General features: G+C 69.2%; 19 protein-coding genes and 3 pseudogenes. 18 read left to right on the top strand and 4 right to left on the bottom strand.

The features are described 5' to 3' along the window. Position 1: 1 nt before the first annotated feature. On the top strand, positions 2-265 hold the full coding sequence (locus H5411_RS10100) for a DUF1883 domain-containing protein (protein WP_101436391.1): 264 nt from the start codon (positions 2-4) through the stop codon (positions 263-265). A 17-nt stretch (positions 266-282) separates the two neighbouring features. On the opposite strand, the gene H5411_RS10095 is transcribed toward H5411_RS10100, so the two are convergent. The 3 genes from H5411_RS10095 to H5411_RS10085 all read right to left on the bottom strand — a co-directional run bounded on the left by H5411_RS10095 (position 283) and on the right by H5411_RS10085 (position 2,413). Continuing rightward, entirely contained in the window at positions 283-906 is a 624-nt protein-coding gene (locus H5411_RS10095) for a hypothetical protein (protein ID WP_143271398.1), read from the bottom strand. A gap of 28 nt (positions 907-934) precedes the next feature. Then, entirely contained in the window at positions 935-1,570 is a 636-nt protein-coding gene (locus H5411_RS10090; protein ID WP_143271397.1) for a hypothetical protein, read from the bottom strand. A 189-nt stretch (positions 1,571-1,759) separates the two neighbouring features. Beyond that, on the bottom strand, positions 1,760-2,413 hold the full coding sequence (locus H5411_RS10085; RefSeq protein WP_183123704.1) for a class I SAM-dependent methyltransferase: 654 nt from the start codon (positions 2,411-2,413) through the stop codon (positions 1,760-1,762). Between the two features lie 78 nt (positions 2,414-2,491). Between H5411_RS10085 and H5411_RS10080 the strand changes: the two are divergent. From H5411_RS10080 to H5411_RS10050, 7 genes and pseudogenes are all read left to right on the top strand, one after another. Beyond that, a pseudogene (locus H5411_RS10080) lies at positions 2,492-2,626 on the top strand (transposase); the annotation flags it as partial. 109 nt (positions 2,627-2,735) lie between these two features. Continuing rightward, a pseudogene (locus H5411_RS10075) lies at positions 2,736-2,975 on the top strand (site-specific integrase); the annotation flags it as partial. A 32-nt stretch (positions 2,976-3,007) separates the two neighbouring features. Continuing rightward, on the top strand, positions 3,008-3,343 hold the full coding sequence (locus H5411_RS10070; protein ID WP_101436388.1) for a group II intron maturase-specific domain-containing protein: 336 nt from the start codon (positions 3,008-3,010) through the stop codon (positions 3,341-3,343). A 437-nt stretch (positions 3,344-3,780) separates the two neighbouring features. Continuing rightward, positions 3,781-4,137, top strand: coding sequence for an ArsR/SmtB family transcription factor (locus H5411_RS10065; protein ID WP_101436387.1), 357 nt, complete (start codon positions 3,781-3,783; stop codon positions 4,135-4,137). Positions 4,138-4,243: 106 nt separating this feature from the next. Continuing rightward, positions 4,244-4,729, top strand: coding sequence for an NADH-quinone oxidoreductase subunit B family protein (locus H5411_RS10060; RefSeq protein ID WP_208637361.1), 486 nt, complete (start codon positions 4,244-4,246; stop codon positions 4,727-4,729). Beyond that, positions 4,726-6,744, top strand: coding sequence for a proton-conducting transporter transmembrane domain-containing protein (locus tag H5411_RS10055; RefSeq protein WP_101436386.1), 2,019 nt, complete (start codon positions 4,726-4,728; stop codon positions 6,742-6,744). Before H5411_RS10060 ends, H5411_RS10055 begins: the two co-directional genes overlap by 4 nt. Next, entirely contained in the window at positions 6,741-7,688 is a 948-nt protein-coding gene (locus H5411_RS10050) for a respiratory chain complex I subunit 1 family protein (RefSeq protein WP_101436385.1), read from the top strand. Before H5411_RS10055 ends, H5411_RS10050 begins: the two co-directional genes overlap by 4 nt. A gap of 24 nt (positions 7,689-7,712) precedes the next feature. Here the strand turns inward: H5411_RS10050 and H5411_RS10045 are convergent, their stop codons facing one another. After that, a complete protein-coding gene (locus H5411_RS10045; protein WP_144643590.1) occupies positions 7,713-8,957 on the bottom strand; it encodes an IS110 family RNA-guided transposase in 1,245 nt (414 codons plus the stop codon). Between the two features lie 254 nt (positions 8,958-9,211). Between H5411_RS10045 and H5411_RS10040 the strand changes: the two genes are divergently transcribed. The 10 genes and pseudogenes from H5411_RS10040 to H5411_RS09995 all read left to right on the top strand — a co-directional run. Further along, positions 9,212-9,877 carry a hypothetical protein gene (locus tag H5411_RS10040; protein WP_101436383.1) on the top strand — a complete coding sequence of 222 codons (666 nt, stop codon included), beginning with the start codon at positions 9,212-9,214 and terminating at the stop codon, positions 9,875-9,877. A 29-nt stretch (positions 9,878-9,906) separates the two neighbouring features. Further along, positions 9,907-11,388: a proton-conducting transporter transmembrane domain-containing protein gene (locus H5411_RS10035; RefSeq protein ID WP_101436382.1), complete on the top strand. Its 1,482-nt coding sequence runs from the start codon at positions 9,907-9,909 to the stop codon at positions 11,386-11,388. Continuing rightward, entirely contained in the window at positions 11,385-12,914 is a 1,530-nt protein-coding gene (locus tag H5411_RS10030) for a hydrogenase large subunit (RefSeq protein ID WP_101436381.1), read from the top strand. Before H5411_RS10035 ends, H5411_RS10030 begins: the two co-directional genes overlap by 4 nt. Before the next feature lie 163 nt (positions 12,915-13,077). Next, positions 13,078-13,284, top strand: a complete 207-nt coding sequence (locus tag H5411_RS10025; protein ID WP_101436380.1) for a hypothetical protein — start codon at positions 13,078-13,080, stop codon at positions 13,282-13,284. Between the two features lie 5 nt (positions 13,285-13,289). Further along, positions 13,290-14,111, top strand: a complete 822-nt coding sequence (locus H5411_RS10020) for a hypothetical protein (protein ID WP_101436379.1) — start codon at positions 13,290-13,292, stop codon at positions 14,109-14,111. 35 nt (positions 14,112-14,146) lie between these two features. Then, positions 14,147-15,982 carry a phosphoenolpyruvate carboxykinase (GTP) gene (locus tag H5411_RS10015; protein ID WP_101436378.1) on the top strand — a complete coding sequence of 612 codons (1,836 nt, stop codon included), beginning with the start codon at positions 14,147-14,149 and terminating at the stop codon, positions 15,980-15,982. A 175-nt stretch (positions 15,983-16,157) separates the two neighbouring features. Next, positions 16,158-17,100, top strand: a pseudogene (locus H5411_RS10010) (ribose-phosphate diphosphokinase). A gap of 283 nt (positions 17,101-17,383) precedes the next feature. Further along, complete coding sequence (locus tag H5411_RS47480; RefSeq protein WP_229857379.1) at positions 17,384-18,067, top strand: hypothetical protein; 684 nt, start codon at positions 17,384-17,386, stop codon at positions 18,065-18,067. Between the two features lie 61 nt (positions 18,068-18,128). Continuing rightward, a complete protein-coding gene (locus H5411_RS10000) occupies positions 18,129-18,503 on the top strand; it encodes a hypothetical protein (RefSeq protein WP_244194633.1) in 375 nt (124 codons plus the stop codon). Positions 18,504-18,649: 146 nt separating this feature from the next. Then, a partial coding sequence (locus tag H5411_RS09995) for an MlaE family ABC transporter permease (RefSeq protein WP_183123643.1) occupies positions 18,650-19,117 on the top strand: 468 nt, incomplete at its 3' end.

Below are 19,117 nucleotides of genomic sequence, written 5' to 3'. Positions count from 1 at the left end.
CATGGAACACCTGTATTGGGATCTCGGCCCGTGCGTGGGTGCCACGTCCGTCGAGGTCGAATTGCGCGGAGTTCCTGCCAGGGTGTGCCTGATGGATGTCGAGGAGTACCAGGCTTACCTCGACGGCGAGGAGTACGAATACCACGGCGGTTACTGGGAAAGCAGCCCCACGATCCTCGATGTGCCTTACGACGCTCGCTGGTACCTCGTGGTCGATGGTTACGACGGACGGATCACCGCCACGGTGACGAAACTCGTTGACTGACGCCCTGACACTTTCGGTTAACGCGGGCCGCGGCGTTCGTCAACGGCGGCGCCGGGCCAGAGCAGGCTGCCGAGCCGTGCACCGAGGACGATGCCGATGCCGGTGGCGAATCCTGTGACAAGCCCGTCCCACGGCAGTTGAGGCTGTCGCTTCGAGCGGGATGTGGCGCGGCGCTGCGTGAGGCGCCCGAGGTTGCCGGTGTTCTCGGGCCGAACCGGGATGTCGCCTTCGCCCAGCCGAGGGAGTCGGTGCACGTGGTCGGCGGCTGCCGCGAGGCCGGCGGCGACCGGTTGTCCTTGCCAGACAAGGACTTCGAGAGTCGAGGCGTCGGCGTCGCCGAGTACGGCGAAGGCGTGATCGCCGGAGCAGACGGTGAAGCGGGTGCAGCCGTCGGCCTGCATCCGCCGCGCGTGCGCGAGCAGGGCGAGTTCGGCGGCGTCGGGTCCGGGCGTGACGCGCAGGGGTGCGACGCCGAGCGCCGCCAGGGTGGAGGCGGTGGCGTCGTCGGCGTCCTCGATGCAGGCGTAGGCGGCGACGGCGTGGTGCCACGGCCCGGCGGCGTCGAGCAGCGCGGTCATCCGGCTGCGCAAGGTTCGTCGCTTGGGCCGAAACCCCACCACGTTTTCCAGATCGACCAGCACGACCCGATCTGTCGGCAACATGCTCAGATCATTTCCGCTTCGGCTTGCGCTTTTTCTTTCCCTGCTTGGGTTTCGCGCCTACCGGTTGGGTTCGACGGTCGCCAATGAGATCCCGCCCGCCATTCATGTAGGAGGTGAGCTTGCCCTCCCAGCAGTTCGACAGCTCGTAGGCCAGTCTGGTTCCGTGCTCGCACGCGACGCGGTCGTCCGGTGCGGTGGCGTTCTCGGCTGCTTCGGGCAGCAGGGTGTTCAGTTCGAGCGCGAGCGCGAGAATGCCGCTGCGAACACTCCCAGCCGGCGACATGTCGGGGACCGCGAGTGGGTCGTCGAGTTGGTCGGCGTTGCTCGTCGGCTGGTAGCCATCGGGGACCAGGCCGCTGATGTTCTCCACCACGAAGTCGGTGTAGGGCATCGACGGTGCTCGCCGCATCAGCACGGCGACGGCCTCGAACACCGGCGTCGCGTTGCGCGCGAGCACGGCGTCCTCGTCGTTGTCGCAGCGCAGCATGCGGCCGGCGGCCTCGGCGGTGCCGAACCCGTGCCACGCCGCCAGAAGCACGGCCGGCGTGTCCGCAGGCTCGGTCATCCGCAGCCGTGCGACGCACTCCGCGATCAGTTCCAGCGCACTGGGCTTGTGGCGAGCACCAGCTTCGGTTTCGGTCACGTCAACGACCGTAGCCAGCCACGGTGCGGACACCAACGGGTGATCGGGCAAGCCTCACGCCAACTCGTGCGGGCATCGGCCTGACGGGAAGGGCGAGGGGACCGGAGCGGCGATCAGGAACGCGCCGCCCCGGCCTTCTCGTGTGTCCGGTAGTCGCCCCGCGTGGTCGAACACCACCACTGGTTCGGCTTACTGCCAGACGACGGTGATGGGGTGATGGGGGCGGTCGAGGAAGAACCGGCCGCGCGTGGGGTCGGAGGTGTCGGTGCCGTCGGCGGGGATCTCGAACCGGACGTCCCGGTGCCGGAAGTCCCGGTGCCAGGTTCGGATCTCGTCGGCGACGCGGGCCGCCAGTTCGCCACCGTGGGGGCCGTGCCCGATGACGCCGGTTTCGGTGAGTTCGTGGCCGTCGCTGTCGTGGCCGCCGGGACGTTTGGCGAGGTAGGCCAACTCGCCGTCGCCGGGTACGGCCATCCCGGTGCGGAACATCGGGGTGATGCGGCCGGAGTCGATCGCGGTCTGCTCCGCGGGCATGCTGCGCAGGCCGCCGGGTAGCGCGCAGGTGAGCCAGAGGTACATCCACTCCAACGATTCCATCCGGGCGAAAGTGACCCCGGTCCACATCTCGCTGCGGGGCTGGTCGAGCACGCCGGTCAGCCGTTCGGGGGCGAAGGGCTGGTCCTGGTGGGATTGGAGGGTGACGGTGTTGTCGCCGGTCAGGTCGATCCGGCTGCGGGGGTCGTCGGCGATGCCGCCGCGCAGCGGGACGAAGCCGCACATCGCGTGTTCGGCGCTGCGCCAGCCACCGTCGGGGTCCCGCTCAAACGCGATCGAGCGCGACACGCTTCCGCGAATCCGCAGGGGTATCACCAGCCGCCCGCCGGGTGCCAGCTGGGAGAGCCCCCACTGGCCGCCTTCGGCGAGAAGTGGGAGGCCCGCTACCCGGCGATCATCAGGCTGTGGGAGAACGCGTGGGCCGAGTTCGTGCCGTTTCTCCAGTTTGACAAGGAAATCCGCACGGTGGTGTGCACCACGAACGCGATCGTTATCTTGAGCCCGCTGGCCTGTGTCGTCCATGTTGGACACGAGGAGGTGAGAGCCGGGCGACTGCGTGCTGGACGTGCTTATCTGCCGCCGTCCATCACGCGGATCTTCCGGAGGAGCAATGCTTGTTCAGCGGGTCGTTTCACCCGCCTCGCCGCTGGAGTCGTGGACCGTTCTGGGCGATGACGACGCCCCGGTCGGCCCGATCGAGCGGTATCTGGCCTATCTGACCGACATCGAGCGGTCCCCGAACACGATCAAGGCTTACGCCCATGACTTGAAGGACTGGTTCGCCTTCCTCGACGGTCGCGGCGTGGACTGGCGGGAGGTGCGGCTGGAAGACATCGGCGAGTTCGTCGCGTCTACCCGGCCAAGAAGGCGCTCGCTGCCGTCATGGCCAAGATCAAGACGACCTGCCGGAAGAACACGAACCAAACGCTCGCAGTCCTGCTGCTCCAGCTCAACCGGATGCTGCGGGGCTGGACCGCGTACTTCAAGTACGGATGCTCGAACGCGACCTTCAGCTACCTACGGTCATACTTGTGGAAGGAGATCGTCCGGTGGCAGAAACGCAAGCATCGACGCACCCCATGGAAGCAACTGCGTCGACGCTACGGCATCTGGCCCGCCGATGGCGATATTGGGCTGTTCGACCCCGCCAGGGTACGCGCGAAGCGCTACTACTACCGGGGCGCGCGCATCCCGTCGCCATGGCCGAGCGTCGCATGAGACCAACACGATCCCGCCGGGACTTGTGGAGAGCCCGGTGCCGGGACAACTGGCACGCCGGGTTCGGGAGGCGGCTCGGAGAAACCCACCCGCGGCAACGCGGGCACGGCGCTCCGAGCCGACCTCACTGATCCGTGTGCGGGTGTGAGGCCCGCGCCGCCGGTCCGTCGCAGCGGAGCGGTAGGAGCTGGGGGCAGCCGGGTCCGGTGAGACGACTGGACCGGGTGGAAAGCAGCCCCGACAACGACGGGAGGCACCGACACCAACGTCATGCCCCGCAACACGACGGCCCTGGTCACGACGTCGGCGACGGTCGGTTGGCGCATCTCGTGCCTCTCGATGCGGTCCACTCAGTGCACAATAGGATTTCAGACTTGCTAAGGTTAGCAAGTGTTGAACATGATGCCGTGGTGGCGCGTGCGTGAGGAGGAGCGTCCGTGAGCAGACCCCTCTACCAAGCGAAGGCCGAGTTCTTCAAGACCCTGGGCCACCCCGCGCGGATCCGGGTGCTGGAGCTGCTGAGCGAACGCGAACATGCCGTGGCGGAAATGCTGCCCGAGGTGGGGATCGAAGCGGCGAACCTGTCCCAGCAGCTGGCCGTGCTGCGCCGCGCCGGGCTGGTCGTGACCCGCAAGGAAGGCTCCACTGTCTACTACTCGCTGACCAGCCCGCACGTCGCGGAGCTGCTGCGGGTCGCGCGGCAGATCCTGACCGGTGTGCTCACCGGGCAGATCGAGCTGCTCGACGACCTGCGCGCTCCGGCCGGGTCGGCAGGGCCGCCTCCGCCGACGTAGGACTCGCGGAGCGCATGAGCCGCGGTCCACTGCGCCTGGTCCTCTGCTCAGTCGCCCAGGCGGACTGGACCGCACCCTTCTTGAGAACGACAGTCAGGAGCAGCGTGTGCTGAGCTTGTGGCGCAAGATCCGCCGGACCGGCCGGGTGGCCGAGCCCGCGCCACCTCGACCGAGCGGTGACATGCCCGCGGCCGCCGCTGCACTGGGCGGTTCGGTGCAGGTGCGGCACGTGGACGCCGGCTCGTGCAACGGGTGCGAGGTGGAGATCGGGTCGGCGTTCGGGCCGGTCTACGACGCCGAACGCTATGGCGCGCGCCTGGTCGCCTCGCCGCGCCACGCGGATGCGTTGCTGGTGACGGGGCCGGTGACGCGGAACATGGCGGCACCGTTGCGGCGCACCTACGAGGCGACCCCCGCGCCCCGGCTCGCGGTCGCGGTCGGGGATTGCGCCCGGAACTGCGGCGCGTTCGCTGGGGCTTACGGGCTGGCCGGTGCGGTGTCGGACGTGGTGCCGGTGGATCTGGAGATCGCGGGATGCCCGCCGCGGCCGGAGGCGATTGTCGAGGGATTGCGGAAGCTGACCGGTCGATGAACGTCGCTGCTGTCGGCTTCGGTGCGGCCATGGTGGTAGGGGTGCTCGGCACCGTTGCGGCGTTGGTCGTGCCGCAGCGGGTGCGCTCGGCGGTGGTGGGTGTCGGTACGGCGTTGGCCGGGGCCGCCGGTGTGACGGCGGGTGCCGCCGCGATGGCCGGTCAGGCGTTTTCCCTTGCCCTGCCGGGGGTGCTGCCCCTGTCCGGTGTCTCGTTCACGATGGACGGGCTGGGCGGCCTGTTCATGGCGGTCACCGGTGGCGTCGCGGTCGCCGCCGGGATGTACGGCATCTCCTACACCCGGCACGGCCTCGATTCCCGGCTGTTCCAGGCCGTGTTCCCGGTGTTCGTGGCGGCGATGCTGCTGGTGCCGGTCGCCTCCAGCGCGGGCACGCTGCTGGTGTGCTGGGAACTGATGGCGGCCACCTCGCTGCTGCTGGTGCTCGCCGAGCACCGTCGCCGCCCGGAGGTGGCGCGGGCGGGCCGCTGGTACGCGGTGATGACCCACCTCGGGTTTGTGACCATCCTGATCGGGCTTCTGGTGCTGGCCGGGCACGCCACCGGCGACTCGTTCCCGGCGCTGCGCGAGGCCGCCTCGCACCTGCCGCCCGCGACCGCGGGGCTGGTTTTCGTGCTGATGTTCGCGGGTTTCGCGTCGAAGGCCGGGATCGTGCCGCTGCACGCGTGGCTTCCCCGCGCTCATCCGGAGGCGCCGAGTCATGTGTCGGCGTTGATGTCGGCGGCGATGGTGAACCTCGGGGTGTACGGGATCGTGCGGATCGGGTCCGACCTGCTCGGCGGCGGCCCGCGGTGGTGGTGGCTGCTGGTGCTCACGCTCGGCGCGGTCTCGGCGGTGTACGGGATTCTGCAGGCCGCGATGGGGACCGATCTGAAGCGGCTGCTCGGGTACTCCACGACGGAGAACATGGGACTGGTCCTGGTCGGTGTCGGCGCGTCCGGCTTGTTCGCCGCGTCCGGTGACCACGTGCTGGCGGCGCTGGCGTTGAGCGCGGCGTTGCTGCACGTGATCGGGCACGCGGCGTTCAAGACCCTGCTGTTCCTCGCGGCCGGGTCGGTGCTGCACGCGACCGGCAGCCGCGACCTCGACGCGCTCGGTGGCCTGCGCGCCACGATGCCGGTGACGACGGCGGCGTTCGGGTGGGGCGCGCTGGCGGCGTCGGCGTTGCCGCCAGGGACGGCGTTCGTGTCGGAGTGGCTGCTGCTGCAAGCCCTGATCCACGGCCTGCCCACATCGGGCGTCGCGACGGCGATCGCGATGCCGCTGGCGGTCGCGGCGGTCGCCTTGACCGCCGGGCTGGCGGTGGCGACGTTCGTGAAGGCGTTCGGCGTCGGGTTCCTGGCCCGGCCCCGCAGTACCGCCGCGGAGAACGCGCACGAGAGCCCACCGACGATGCTGGCCGGGATGGGAGTGGCCGCCGCGGTCAGCGCGGTCCTGGCGGTCGCGCCCGCCCTCGTGCTGCCCAGTATCGCCACGGCTGCCAGCACGGCGCTGCCCTCGGCGGGGCCGGCGGTGACCGGAGCGGTCACGATGCGGCTGGCCGGGATCACCGGTGCCCTCTCACCGCTGATGCTCACGCTCGCGCTGCTGGCCGCCGTGCTCGTGGCGGCCGGGGCGGTGCGGCTGGTCGCAACCCGGCGGGCACGGCGGGCCGCCCGGTTGTGGGACTGCGGCGCCGGGCCGATGTCGGCGCGGATGGAATACACCGCGACCTCGTTCGCCGAGCCACTGCAGCGGGTGTTCGACGACGTCGTGCAGCCCGAAACCGACGTCGACGTCACGCACCACCGCGAATCCGCCTACCTCGTGCAAGCCGTGGAGTACCGGCGCCGCGTACCCGACCGGATCGAACGCCGCCTCTACCAGCCTGTGCTGACCGCGGTGTCCGCGTGGGGCCGGGTGGGACGCAGGCTGGCGACCGGGAGCGTGCACCGGTACCTCGGCTACGGCTTCTACACCGTGTGCGCCGTCCTGGTCCTGCTGGCGGTGACCCGGTGAGCGCGCTCGGGATCGTCGGCGGGGTGCTGCAGCCAGTCGTCGTGGTGGCCGCGTCCCCGGTGCTGGCCGGGGTAATGCGACAGGTCCGGGCCAAGCTGGAAGGCCGCGCCGGCGCAGGGATCGGACAGCCGTGGCGGGACCTGCGCAAGCTCTTCGGCAAGGAGCGAATCGCCCCGCGCGGCACGAGTGAGATTTTCCGGTTCGCGCCGCTGGTGCTGGTCGCCACGACACTGGTGGTCGCGGTGGTGGCGCCGTTCGCGACCACCGACTCCGCCGTGGCCGCGGTGGCGGACCTGTTCGCGGTGGTCGCGCTGCTCGCGCTGGGCACGGTCGCGCTGGCACTGGCCGGGCTGGACACCGGGACCGCGTTCGGCGGGATGGGCGCCAGCCGCGAGATGACGATCATCGCGCTGGTCGAGCCCACGTTGCTGGTGGCGATCTTCGCGCTGTCGGTGCGGGTCGGGTCGACCAACCTGGCCTCGATCGTCACCTCGACCCTGCACGACCCGGCGCGGGTGATCTCCCCGGCCAGCCTGCTCGCCGCGGTCGCGCTGATCGTGGTGATCGTCGCCGAGACCGGGCGGCTGCCGGTGGACAACCCCTCCACGCACCTGGAACTGACCATGGTGCACGAGGCCATGATCCTCGAATACGCGGGTCCGGACCTCGCGCTGGTCGAGCTCGCCTCGGCGATGCGGCTGACGGTGTTTCTCGGGTTGCTGGCGAACCTGTTCCTGCCCTGGGGCATCGCCACCACCGCCGCCCCGCTCGCGATCCTCGCCGGGGTGCTGGTGTGGGTGGTGAAGGTCGCGGTCCTGGGCACGGTACTGGCCGCCGGTGAGGTGTTCCTGGCGAAGCTGCGCCTGTTCCGGGTTCCCGAACTCCTCGCGGGGTCGTTCCTGCTCGCCCTGCTCGCGGTCGCCGCGTCGTTCTTCCTGGCCTGAATCGTGAATAGGCGAGTTGGTCTGTCAAGCCGCCTCCGGGTTGTTGGGGGTGAGGGTGACGTGCTGGCCGAGTCGTTCGAGTTGCGCGACGAGTCGGCGGACGTGGGCGTGGTCGGGCAGTCGGCTGGTGAAGTAGTCGCCGCCGAGGTCGCGGTAGGGCTGGTGGCGGTCGAGGAGGTGGTAGGCGATGACGAGGATGGAGTGGGCGACGGCGACGGCGGCGCGGTTCTTGCCGCGGCGGCCGGAGAGGCGCCAGTACTGCGCGGCGAGGTAGGTGTTTTTGGTGCGGGCGGCGGCGTGCGCGGATTCCACGAGTGCGGAGCCGAGCCATTTGTTGCCCTTGCGGGTGTGTCCGGGCCGGTGTTTGCCGGCGGACTCGTTGTTGCCGGGTGCGAGGCCGGCCCAGGCCGCGAGCCGGTGGGGGGAACCGAACGCGGTCATGTCGCCGCCGGTTTCGGCGATGAGCACCTCGGCGTTGCGGCGGGCGATGCCGGGGATGGACATCAGCAGGTCGAGTTGCTCTTGAAAGGGTCGCAGCCGTTCGGCGATCTCGTGGCAAAGCCGGGCGACGGTGGCGTCGGCGGCGTCGATGCGGGCGAGCATTTCCCGCACGAGGACGGCGTGGTGGGCGTCGAAGCGTCCGCGCAACGCCTGCTGCAGGATCGGGGTTTTGCGGCGCATGCGTCCCTTGGCCAGGTTCGCCAGCGCCGCGGGGTCCCGCTCCCCGTCGATCAAGGCGGCGAGCATGGCCCGGCCGGAGACGCTGACGGTGCTGGAGGCGACCGAGCTGAGTTTGATGCCGGCGTCTTCGAGGATCTTCTCCAGCCGCTGCACTTCGCGGGTGCGTTCCTCGATGACGGTCTTGCGGTAGCGGGTCAGGTCGCGCAGTTCCCGGATCGGGGGCGGCGGGACGAACGACGGGCGGACCAGCCCGTGCTCGACCAGCTGGGCGATCCACTCCGAGTCTTTGACGTCGGTCTTGCGTCCCGGGACGGCCTTGAGGTGCCCGGCATTGAGCAGGCAGCACTCCAGCGCGTCTTCGAGCAGGTAGAACACCGGTTTCCAGTAGTCCCCGGTCGCTTCCATCCCCGCGACCTCGACACCTTCGCCGAGCAGCCAGTCGCGCAGCGCGAGCACCTGATCGGTCATCGTCGCGAACGTGCGCGTCTCGGTCCTGCGGCGCTTGCCCTGCCCGGGCGTCCGGATCGTGACCGCCATCGTCTTTTTGCCGATGTCGATCCCCGCGCATCGCTGGATCACCACGTCCATCGCCTCGGCTCCTTCCGACGCAGTCGCGCCGTCCGGAGGAGCCTGTCGACAACGAGTCTGAATCACGCGCTCATGGCAGCACTACCGGGTACCGCAGGCTCCCGCGTCCCACTGACATTCGAGCACCCGGCATCAAGGCCACACGACGTCGCCGGACGACCCACACATTCTCACCCCTACCGAGCGACCCGGCCACGGGTCATGGAGCACTGACATGAAAGGACTTCGTCGAATGTCCGCTGAGGACTGGCTTCGTGAGTGACACCGCGTATGTGCAAGCGCTGGATCTGGCGTGTGGTGCGCTGCTGCTGACCGCGGTGCTCATCGTGTGGCGCCGCGAACTCGCGGTCATCATCCGGGTGTTCGCCGTTCAGGGACTGGCCTTGACGGCCCTGGTGGCGGTGCTGGCCGTGCACGAACGCTCGGTCGAACTGGGGTTCGTCGCGGCCGGGATCGCGGTGTTGCGGGTCGGTGTCCTGCCGTATCTGCTGCGCCGGGCGCTGGTGAAGGCCGGTGCGGCGCGGCGGGAAACCCGGCCGCTGGTCAACGTGGCCGCGTCCCTGCTGTCGGTGGCGGTGCTGACGATGCTGGCCTATGCGGTGTCGCAGCCGCTGATTGCGTTGGCGCCCTCGGCGGCGACGCAGGCGATCCCGGTCGGAATGACGGTGGTGCTGATCGGGTTCTTCGTGCTCGTCACCCGCCGCCGCGCCCTGTCCCAACTGGTCGGGTTCTTGTTGATGGACAACGGGATCACCGCGGTCGGGTTCCTCACCACCTCCGGTGCCGGCCTGGTCGTGGAGCTCGGGGTGTCCCTCGACGTGCTGCTGGCGGTGCTGGTGCTGCAGATCCTGGCGTCTCGGATGTGGGAGACCTTCGGCACCGCCGACCTCGACGAACTGCGGGAGCTACGCGACTCATGACCGCCGCCGTACTTTCTCCCGGAGGCGGTATGAACACCGCCTTGGTCCTCGCCCCGATCGTCGTGCCACTCCTCGGTGCCGCGGTGTACCTGCTGGGCGGGTGGCGACCAGCCACCCGATGGATCAGCGCCGGCTCCTCCGCCCTCGTGCTGGCTGCCGCGATTATCACGGCCGCCGCCGTGTCGGGGTCCGGGCCGCGCACGGCGCTGGCCGGGCTGATCCGGGTCGACGCGTTGTCGGCATTCATGCTGATCGTGATCGGCTCGGTCGCGCTGCTGGCGACCGCCGCGACCCCGGCGTACCTGCGCGGCGAAATCGACGCGGACCGGGCAACCGCACGCACCGCCGCCCGGCACAGCGTCCTGGTGCAGGTGTTCCTCGCCGCGATGGCCCTGGCGGTGCTGGCCGCGAACCTCGGCGTGCTGTGGGTCGCGATCGAAGCCACCACCATCGTCACCGCGTTCCTCGTCGGGCAACGACGCACCCGGACCGCGATCGAAGCGGCGTGGAAGTACGTGGTGATCTGCTCCACCGGCATCGCGCTCGCCCTGCTGGGCACGTTCCTGCTCAACTTCGCCGCCCAGCACGCCCCCGGCACGCCGGGCCTGGACCTCGCCGCGCTCGCCCACACAGCGCACAGCCTCGACCCGGGCGTGACGCGGATCGCCGTGGTGCTGCTCATCCTCGGGTTCGGCACCAAGGCCGGACTCACACCGCTGCACGCGTGGCTGCCCGACGCGCACAGCCAAGCCCCGGCGCCCGTGTCGGCGCTGATGTCCGGGGTGCTGCTGTCGGTGGCGTTTTACGCGATCCTGCGGGTCAAGGTCATCGCCGACGCCGCGCTGGGCACCGGGTTCACCCGCGCCGTGCTGATCGTCATGGCCTTGGCGTCCCTCGCGGTGGCGGCGTCGCTCCTGTTGGCGCAGCGGGACTACAAGCGGATGCTGGCCTACTCCAGCATCGAACACCTCGGCCTGGTCGCCCTCGGCGCCGCCGTCGGCAGCCCACTGGCACTGGCCGCTGCCCTGCTGCACGTCCTCGGTCACGGCCTGGCCAAGGCGGTGCTGTTCCTCGGTGCCGGGCGGCTGCTGCAGACCACCGGCACCAGTCGTATCGACGGTGTCCGCGGGCTGGCCGCGCGGCAACCCGTGCTGGCCGGGTGTCTGGGATTCGGGGTCCTCGCGTTGATCGGGCTGCCGCCGTTCAGCATCTTCGCCAGTGAACTGGGCATCGCCCGGTCCGGTTTCGCGGCGGGGCTCGGCTGGGTGACCGCTGCCGCGCTGCTCGTGGTGCTGGTGATCGCCGCTGCCCTGATCGGGCACACCAGCCGGATGCTGCTGGGCGCACCGCCGGACGGGCCGGGCGCGGCCACCGCTACCCGGCCGCTGCCGATCACGGTCGCCGTCGTCTTGACGGCCGGGCTGGTGGCATGTGCGGCCCTCGGTATCGCCGCTGGACCGCTGACCTCGTTGTTGCACACCGCCGCTACCGCCGTCACGGGGGCACCATGACCAGCGCGCCGTCGTCGTCGTTCAGCAGCGCGGCCGGATATCGCCGCACTGCCCGCACCATCGCCGCCGCCGAGCTACCGGAGCGGGCGCAGGCGTTACTCGAGCACGGACACCGCCTCGCGCTGGTCGCCGGACACGACGACGGCGACACGCTGCGAGCGGTGTACCTGTTCACCGCGACCGGCCCGGAGCGGCGCGTCGAACTACACGTCCGGCTCGATCCCGCCGACCCGCGGGTGCCCAGCCTGGCCGGGTTGTCCTTCGCGGCTGGGCGGTTCGAACGCGAGATGCGCGACCTGTTCGGCATCGTGCCCACCGACCACCCGCTGCCCCGTCGTCTGGTCCGCCACTTCCACTGGCCGGCTGGCTGGTACCCGATGCTGAGCGACGCTGGCGAACCCCCCGAGTTCGGCGACGTCGACGGCCCGTACCCGTTCCGCACCGTCGAAGGAGACGGCGTCTACGAGATCCCGGTCGGCCCGGTGCACGCCGGGATGATCGAACCCGGCCACTTCCGCTTCTCCGTCGTCGGCGAGACCATCCTCAACCTCAAAGCCCGCCTCTGGTTCGTCCACAAAGGACTGGAGAAGCTGTTTCAGGGACGCCGCCCCGAGCAGGCGCTCGACCTCGCCGAACGCGTCAGCGGTGACGCCGCCGTCGGGCACACCCTCGCGTTCTGCCACGCCGTCGAAGACGCATGCGGCATCCCGGTCTCCGAGGACGCCAACCGGCTGCGGGCGATCCTGCTGGAGCTGGAACGGCTCTACAACCACGTCACCGATCTCGGCGCGCTGTGCAACGACGTCGGCCACGCCATCCTCAACACCCACGCCCAGCGCGTCCGCGAACAACTGCTGCGGATCAACGACGACGTCACCGGGCACCGGCTGCTGCGCGGCGCGATCCGGCCCGGCGGCACGCGCGTCCACACCCTGCCCGACCCCGATCAGCTGGCCGCGATCGGCGCCGACGTCGCCGAGATCGTCGACCTCGCCCTGGGCAACAGCGTTGTCGCCGACCGGTTCACCGGCACCGCGATCCTCACCACCACGCAGGCCACGGACCTGGGCACCCTGGGGTATGTGGCCCGCGCCAGCGGCCTGACCGTCGACGCCCGCCATGACCATCCGTTCCTGGACGGGGCGTTTCCCCGCGTCGAGCACGTCCGCACCGAGGGTGACGTGCTGTCGCGGTTCCTGGTGCGCGCCGAGGAGATCGCCCAATCGATCAGGGCGATCACCTACCTGGCGGGCGAGATCGACGACGGGCTCGCGTCCTTCACCTCGGGTCTCGGCCGGCTCAGCGGTGCCGCACGCTCAGGGGTGGGCATCACCGAGGGCTGGCGCGGCACCATCGTGCACCGCGTGGAGATCACCACTGACGGGACGCTGTCGCGGGTGAAAATCGTGGACCCCAGCTTCTTCAACTGGCCCGCCCTGCCGGTCGCGCTGGCCGACACGATCGTCCCGGACTTCCCGCTGACCAATAAGAGCTTCAACCTCTCCTACGCAGGTAACGACCTGTAGACGCACTCACCGTGCGTGGCGTGTCGACGTACGCACGGTGTGTGCATTCTCGCATAAGTTAAGACTTGCATACTTCTTTAACTGCATAGACGATAGAGAAGTCGGCGTGGACGGGGTACGGGCTCGCCCGCGTGGGCGTCGGGACGGAGAAAAGGCGAAGACGATGAGTGAGTTCGTGACAGTGCTGCGAGGTCGCGTCCAGGGCGCGCAGCAAAAGCTGGCCACCGCTCGGGAAGCCGGGCACGACTACGAGATCTACCTGCACATCGCCCGCATCAAGGATCTGCTCGACCTGGCCGAACGCCATGGCATCGACACCACCGACTGGATCGACCCCGCGGAACTGACCACAACAGAGGCCAGGGGATAGCAACCATGACGTCGGCTTCTTCTGCGGACTCCAAGGCCCAGCGGGTGGCGATCGTGTCCGATGGCAGCGCCCTGCCCAGCGGCACCGACCTGACAGCGACGCTACGTGACGGCGCTGAGCTGATCAGTGGCCTGGCCCGCGTTCCCGTCCGGCCGACCGTCATCCTCGCCTCCGACGCGGCCGGCCTCGCGGCAGGCATCCGGGCGTTGCCCGCCGATATCGGCGCGGTCCTGCTGACCCGGGTGGCCCCTGCGCGGGCCCGCGAGGTGCAGCGGGAGCTGCAGGACAGCCACGCGCGTCCGCTATTGACCGACGAGGACGTCACCGCGATCGCCCTGGCCGCCGCGGCAGTGGACTCGCTGGCCAAGGCGGGGCGGCGAGCCCACGGCAGCAGGGTGGTCCTTGCCGGAGCGCGGGACCTGCCTGTCCTCACCTCGCTGCTCATGGCCACCGGGGTCGACGACATCACCACCTGGAACTCCTCCGACGCCACGATCTTTCCCTTGCACAACATCGTCTTCGGCGCCGACCTCGTGATCGACCTCATCGGGGAGCTGCCCTCCAGCGCGACCAGGCGGCTCGGCGGGCTCACCGTGATCACCCGCGAGGACACCGGCGCGGCACCGTACGCGGCGGCCGGGCTCCTGGGAGCCGCCGTGTACGCACCCGGCCTGGCCTTCGACGTCGAGATTCTCCGCGCGTGCGCCATCGCCCTCACCGACATCCCACCGTCGGGCAGGTCCGTGCCCTTCGTCAAAGGCATCGCCGTGACCCGCCTCGTCACCGACGCGGTAACCAGCGTCTTTCACACCCAACCCTCCCGCTGACCAACACCGGGAACCGCAACACAGGAAGCGGCACCATGACCACCTCGACGGACAACCGCCCAGCCGGTGCCATCCCTGGACTGGATCACGCACCCACCACCCATCACGCTCTGCTGGCGTGGGTGCACGAAGTCGCCGAACTCACCACGCCCGAGAAGGTGGTGTGGTGCGACGGCTCCGACGACGAATGGCGCCGCCTGACGATCTCGCTGGTCGAGGCCGGCACGCTGGTCCGCGTCCCGCAGAAACCCCACTCCTTCCTCGCCACATCGGACCCGCGCGACGTCGCGCGGGCCGAGGACCGCACGTACATCTGCTCCGAGAACGCCGACGACGCCGGGCCCACCAACAATTGGATGGACCCGGTCGACATGAACATCATCATGACCGAGCTCTACCGGGGCAGCATGAGCGGACGCACGATGTATGTGCTCCCGTTCTGCATGGGCCCCCTCGCCGAGGAGAACCCGAAACTCGGCGTGGAGATCACCGATTCCGCCTACGTCGCCGTCTCCATGCGGCTGATGACCCGCATGGGCGCCATGGCGCTGGAGAAGTTCGGTGAGGACGCCGACTTCGTGAAGGCCCTGCACTCGGTCGGCGCCCCGCTCAAGCCCGGCCAGGCCGATGTGGCGTGGCCGTGCAGCGACGTCAAATACATCACGCACTTCCCCGAGGACCGCACCATCTGGAGCTACGGCTCCGGCTACGGCGGGAACTCCTTGCTGGGCAAGAAAAGCTACGCTCTGCGGATCGCGTCGGTCATGGCCCGCGACGAAGGCTGGCTCGCCGAGCACATGCTCATCCTCAAACTCACCTCACCTGCAGGCGCGGTCCACTACGTCGCCGCCGCGTTCCCCAGCGCCTGCGGCAAAACGAACCTCGCCATGCTGCAACCGACCCTGCCCGGCTGGAAAGCCGAGACCCTCGGCGACGACATCGCCTGGATGCGCTTCGGCGACGACGGCCGCCTCTACGCCGTGAACCCCGAATTCGGGTTCTTCGGCGTCGCCCCCGGCACCGGCTACCGCACCAACCCGGTCGCGATGCGGATGGTCGAGCAGGGCAACACGATCTTCACCAACGTCGCGCTCACCGACACCGGCGACGTCTGGTGGGAAGGCATGACCGACACCGCGCCGGAGCACCTCACCGACTGGCAGGGCCGCGACTGGCACCCCGACTCCACCGAGCCCGCTGCCCACCCCAACTCCCGGTTCTGCACCCCCATCCAGCAGTGCCCGAGCATCGCCCCGGAATGGGACGATCCCGCCGGGGTGCCGATCTCGGCGATCCTGTTCGGCGGTCGCCGCGCCTCCACCATCCCGCTGGTGACCGAGTCCCGGCACTGGCAGCACGGCGTGTTCCTGGGCGCCACCCTCTCCTCGGAAACCACCGCTGCCGCCACCGGCGAGGTCGGGGTGGTGCGCCGGGACCCGATGGCCATGCTGCCCTTCACCGGCTACCACGTCGGCGACTACTTCGCCCACTGGCTGAGCCTCGGCGAGCGTGCTGATCCTGCGAAACTCTCGCGGATCTTCGGAGTCAACTGGTTCCGCCGCGGCGAGGACGGCCGATTCCTGTGGCCAGGGTTCCGGGAGAACTCACGAGTCCTCGCCTGGATCCTCGGTCGCATCGAGGGAACCGCCGACGCGACCGACACGCCGCTGGGGGCCGTGCCGACGGCTGGCGACCTCGACCTGACCGGCCTGGACATCAACCCCGCCGATGTCGACGAGGCCCTCACTATCGACCCGGCCGAGTGGTCAGCCGAACTCGACCTGATCCGCGACTGGTTCGCCACCGTCGGCGACAAGCTGCCCACGGCCCTGCGCGAGGAGTTCGACGCGCTGACCCGGCGCCTGGCATAACGCCCCACGATCCCGCGGGCGGAGCCGTCGGCGGCTCCCCGCTCGGCTCCGCCCGCGGTTCCACCACCTGCCACGCGTCTACTGGAGACAACGGATGAGAGCCGCCACACCGACCCCGATCGCCACTGGCGTCGCTCCGGGCAACAGGTTGCCGGGAGAGGTGACCAAGCGGCTCATGTTCTTCGCCGGCGGCGCTCACCCCGCCCTGGCTCAGCACATCGCGGACGAACTGGGCGCGTCGGTAACCCCGCAGACCGCGCACACCTTCGCCAACGGCGAGACCTTCGTGCGCTTCGACAAGTCCGTTCGCGGCTGTGACGCCTTCGTCCTGCACACCGCGACCGGACCGCTCAACACGGCGCTCATGGAACAGCTGATCATGATCGACGCGCTCAAACGAGCCAGCGCGAAACGCATCACCGTGATCTGGCCCTTCTACCCCTACGCCCGCCAAGACAAGAAACACCGAGGACGAGAACCCATCTCCGCCCGGCTCGTCGCCGACCTGCTCACCACCGCCGGCGCCCATCGCATCATCACCGTCGACCTGCACACACCCCAAGCCCAAGGGTTCTTCGACGGCCCCGTCGACCACCTCCTGGCGCAACCACTGCTCGCCGAGCACGTCCGGCGGCGCTACCAGGACTCGGCCATCACCGTGGTCGCTCCAGACGCCGGACGCGTCAAGCTCGCCGAAACCTGGGCCGACCTTCTCGGCGGGCAACCCATCGCGTTCATCCAGCACCGGAAATCCCTCCACGCCGAACATCCCGACACCGGCCAGCTCGTCGGCGACGTCGCAAACCGGCTGTGTGTAGTCGTGGACGACATGATCGACACCGCGACCACGATGGTCGGCGCCGCCCGACTCCTGAACGCCGCAGGTGCCGCTGGCGTCATTGCCGCTGCCACCCACGGCGTGCTTTCGGGTAACGCCGCTGCGCGCCTGAGTTCTAGCGGAATCCGGGAAGTCGTCCTCACCGACACCCTCCCCATTCCAGACGACAAGCACTTCACCCAGCTCAGCGTGCAATCCATCGCCCCCCCTGCTGACTCGCGCTATTGACGAAGTCTTCTCTGACGGATCGGTGACCAGCCTGTTCAACGCCGGTAACTGACCGGCGGGTTCCGAACGTAGCGACGCAACAGCGGGGAGTCGTTCATCGGCCGGGGTCGGGGCGATGGGCGTAGGAGCGGTGTTTTCCGACTCAGGCTTCGGCCAGTTCACGCAGCAGCTGATGGTGTGCAGCAGGTCGCGCTGGGTGTGCCAGTGCGGGGTGTGATCGGCCGTGGCCCCCGGACTCGCCGCAGTCACCGCCGTCACCAAACTGCTCGACCCGCCTCGCCAGCGAGCATGATTCCTTACACCACAACCGAACTACTACTACGGAGACTCATGCCATGGACGCCACCGTCTACACCAGTGAGCACCAGGGGCACACCTACAGCATCTCGGTGGACAACGAACGCAACCCGTATCGACGGGACTGGGAAGTGGGGCTGGAACACGCCGACCAGGACGGCAAGGCTGTGGACGACTGGCAGCGCGGTTCTCGGGCGTTCTCTTCCCGGGACGCGCAACTGGAGTTCGTCCGGCGCCGGCTCGCCACGCTGTCCGGTTGCGGCGCAACGGCCTGGCACGCCGTGGCCGACGAGGGCGACGCGGTCCGCGACATCGCGGCCGTCGTTTCGGCCTGTTGGTCGAGGCGGTACCGCCGGAGAACTTCGGCCCGTTCGGCCGAGATTGAAGTTGGCCCTCGGGTGCCGTCGTTGGCCCATATGGACCAGCGTTGGCCGGACATACTTCCGCAGTGTTCATTGTCGAACTCCGGGAACAGCGACGCCGGGAACCCGTGCTCGGCGTACTGTCCGTCGGCCTACGATGCCTGGCTCAGCCGTGGAACGCCAATCGGCTTTCGCCCGGTGTGGACGATCGCCGCGAATCGCCGTCCGATCCTCCGCGCTCAGCGCCGCGACACCGGCGCGGCCGCGAGCGGAATGCCTCCCGCGGGTGCGCAACTCGAAATCCGTCGCTACCGAGCACGTCCGGCAGGACGTCGTCCAGGTCGGGGTGGGCCAGCGTAAAGGCGGGATCTCCATGACGCGTGCTCGTGACAACGCCGCCGGTCCGGACCGGCAGTCCTGGGTGGACCGGATCGACGCGCCCGAGGCGGTCCGGGGCGCTTCGACCGGGTTCAGCGTTCTCCTCATCGGCGGGTTGGTCCAGCCACTGGTCGTGGCCTTGGTACCGGTCCTGGGTTATGTGTGGCTTCCGCTTGTCGCTGTGGTCGCGTTCTTCGTTGCTTCAAGGCGAATCGGCAACGCCAGCCTTCCCGTGGTACACGGCGCGCTAGCCGCGCTGTGCAGCTATCTGCTCGCGCTTCCGTTGTCCTTGCTCGTACCAGCGGGCCGCGATCCTCTCCAGATCGGGCTGACGGCGGCTACGGCTGTGGTGGTCGGCGGCGCGTCCGGCTTTTTTCGCGGACGCATGAGCGGAGTGGAAAAATCCGGAGATTCGTAGTGATGGCAACGGTTCTGTGGCTTCCAAGCAGGATTCGACGATCCTAGCGTGGCGGAATCGCGCGAGACTCGTTTCCCAGGTGAGTCCCGCCGGACAGAACTGACTCGAAGTCCACCAAGACTCGAAGTCGACCAAGGAGTGCACCGATGACGACGCACGCAGCGGCACCGCCCAAGGCGAAAGGCCGGCAGCGCCGGAAGGCGAGCCGGCGATCAGGCCTGGGTTCCGCGGTCGCGCGTCCGCTGGAGCAGGCCGGCGAAATGGTGTGGCTGATGGGCGACGTGCTCTACTCCGCCCTCCGGCACCCTGTTGGCTACTGGGGCGAAGTTCGTGAGCAGATGTTCCAGACGCTGAAGCTGTGCTGGATCCCGATGATCATCTCGACCACGGCCTTCGGCCTTGGGGCTCCGGGGCTGCAGGGCGGGAACATCTTCTCCCTTTTCGGTATCCCCGAACGGCTTGGCTCGTTCTTCATCATGGCGAGCGTCCGCGAGTTCGCGCCCTGGATCAACGCGATGGTCGTGGCCGGCGTGATGGGCACCGCGATCACTGCGGACCTCGGTGCCCGCCGCATCCGTGAAGAGATCGACGCGATGGAAGTCCTGGGCGTCGAC

Source organism: Amycolatopsis echigonensis (assembly GCF_014174495.1).
Taxonomy (GTDB): Bacteria; Actinomycetota; Actinomycetes; order Mycobacteriales; family Pseudonocardiaceae; genus Amycolatopsis; species Amycolatopsis echigonensis.
The sequence above is the reverse complement of the archived record's forward strand: the minus strand, read 5'-3'. Positions and strand labels throughout refer to the sequence as shown.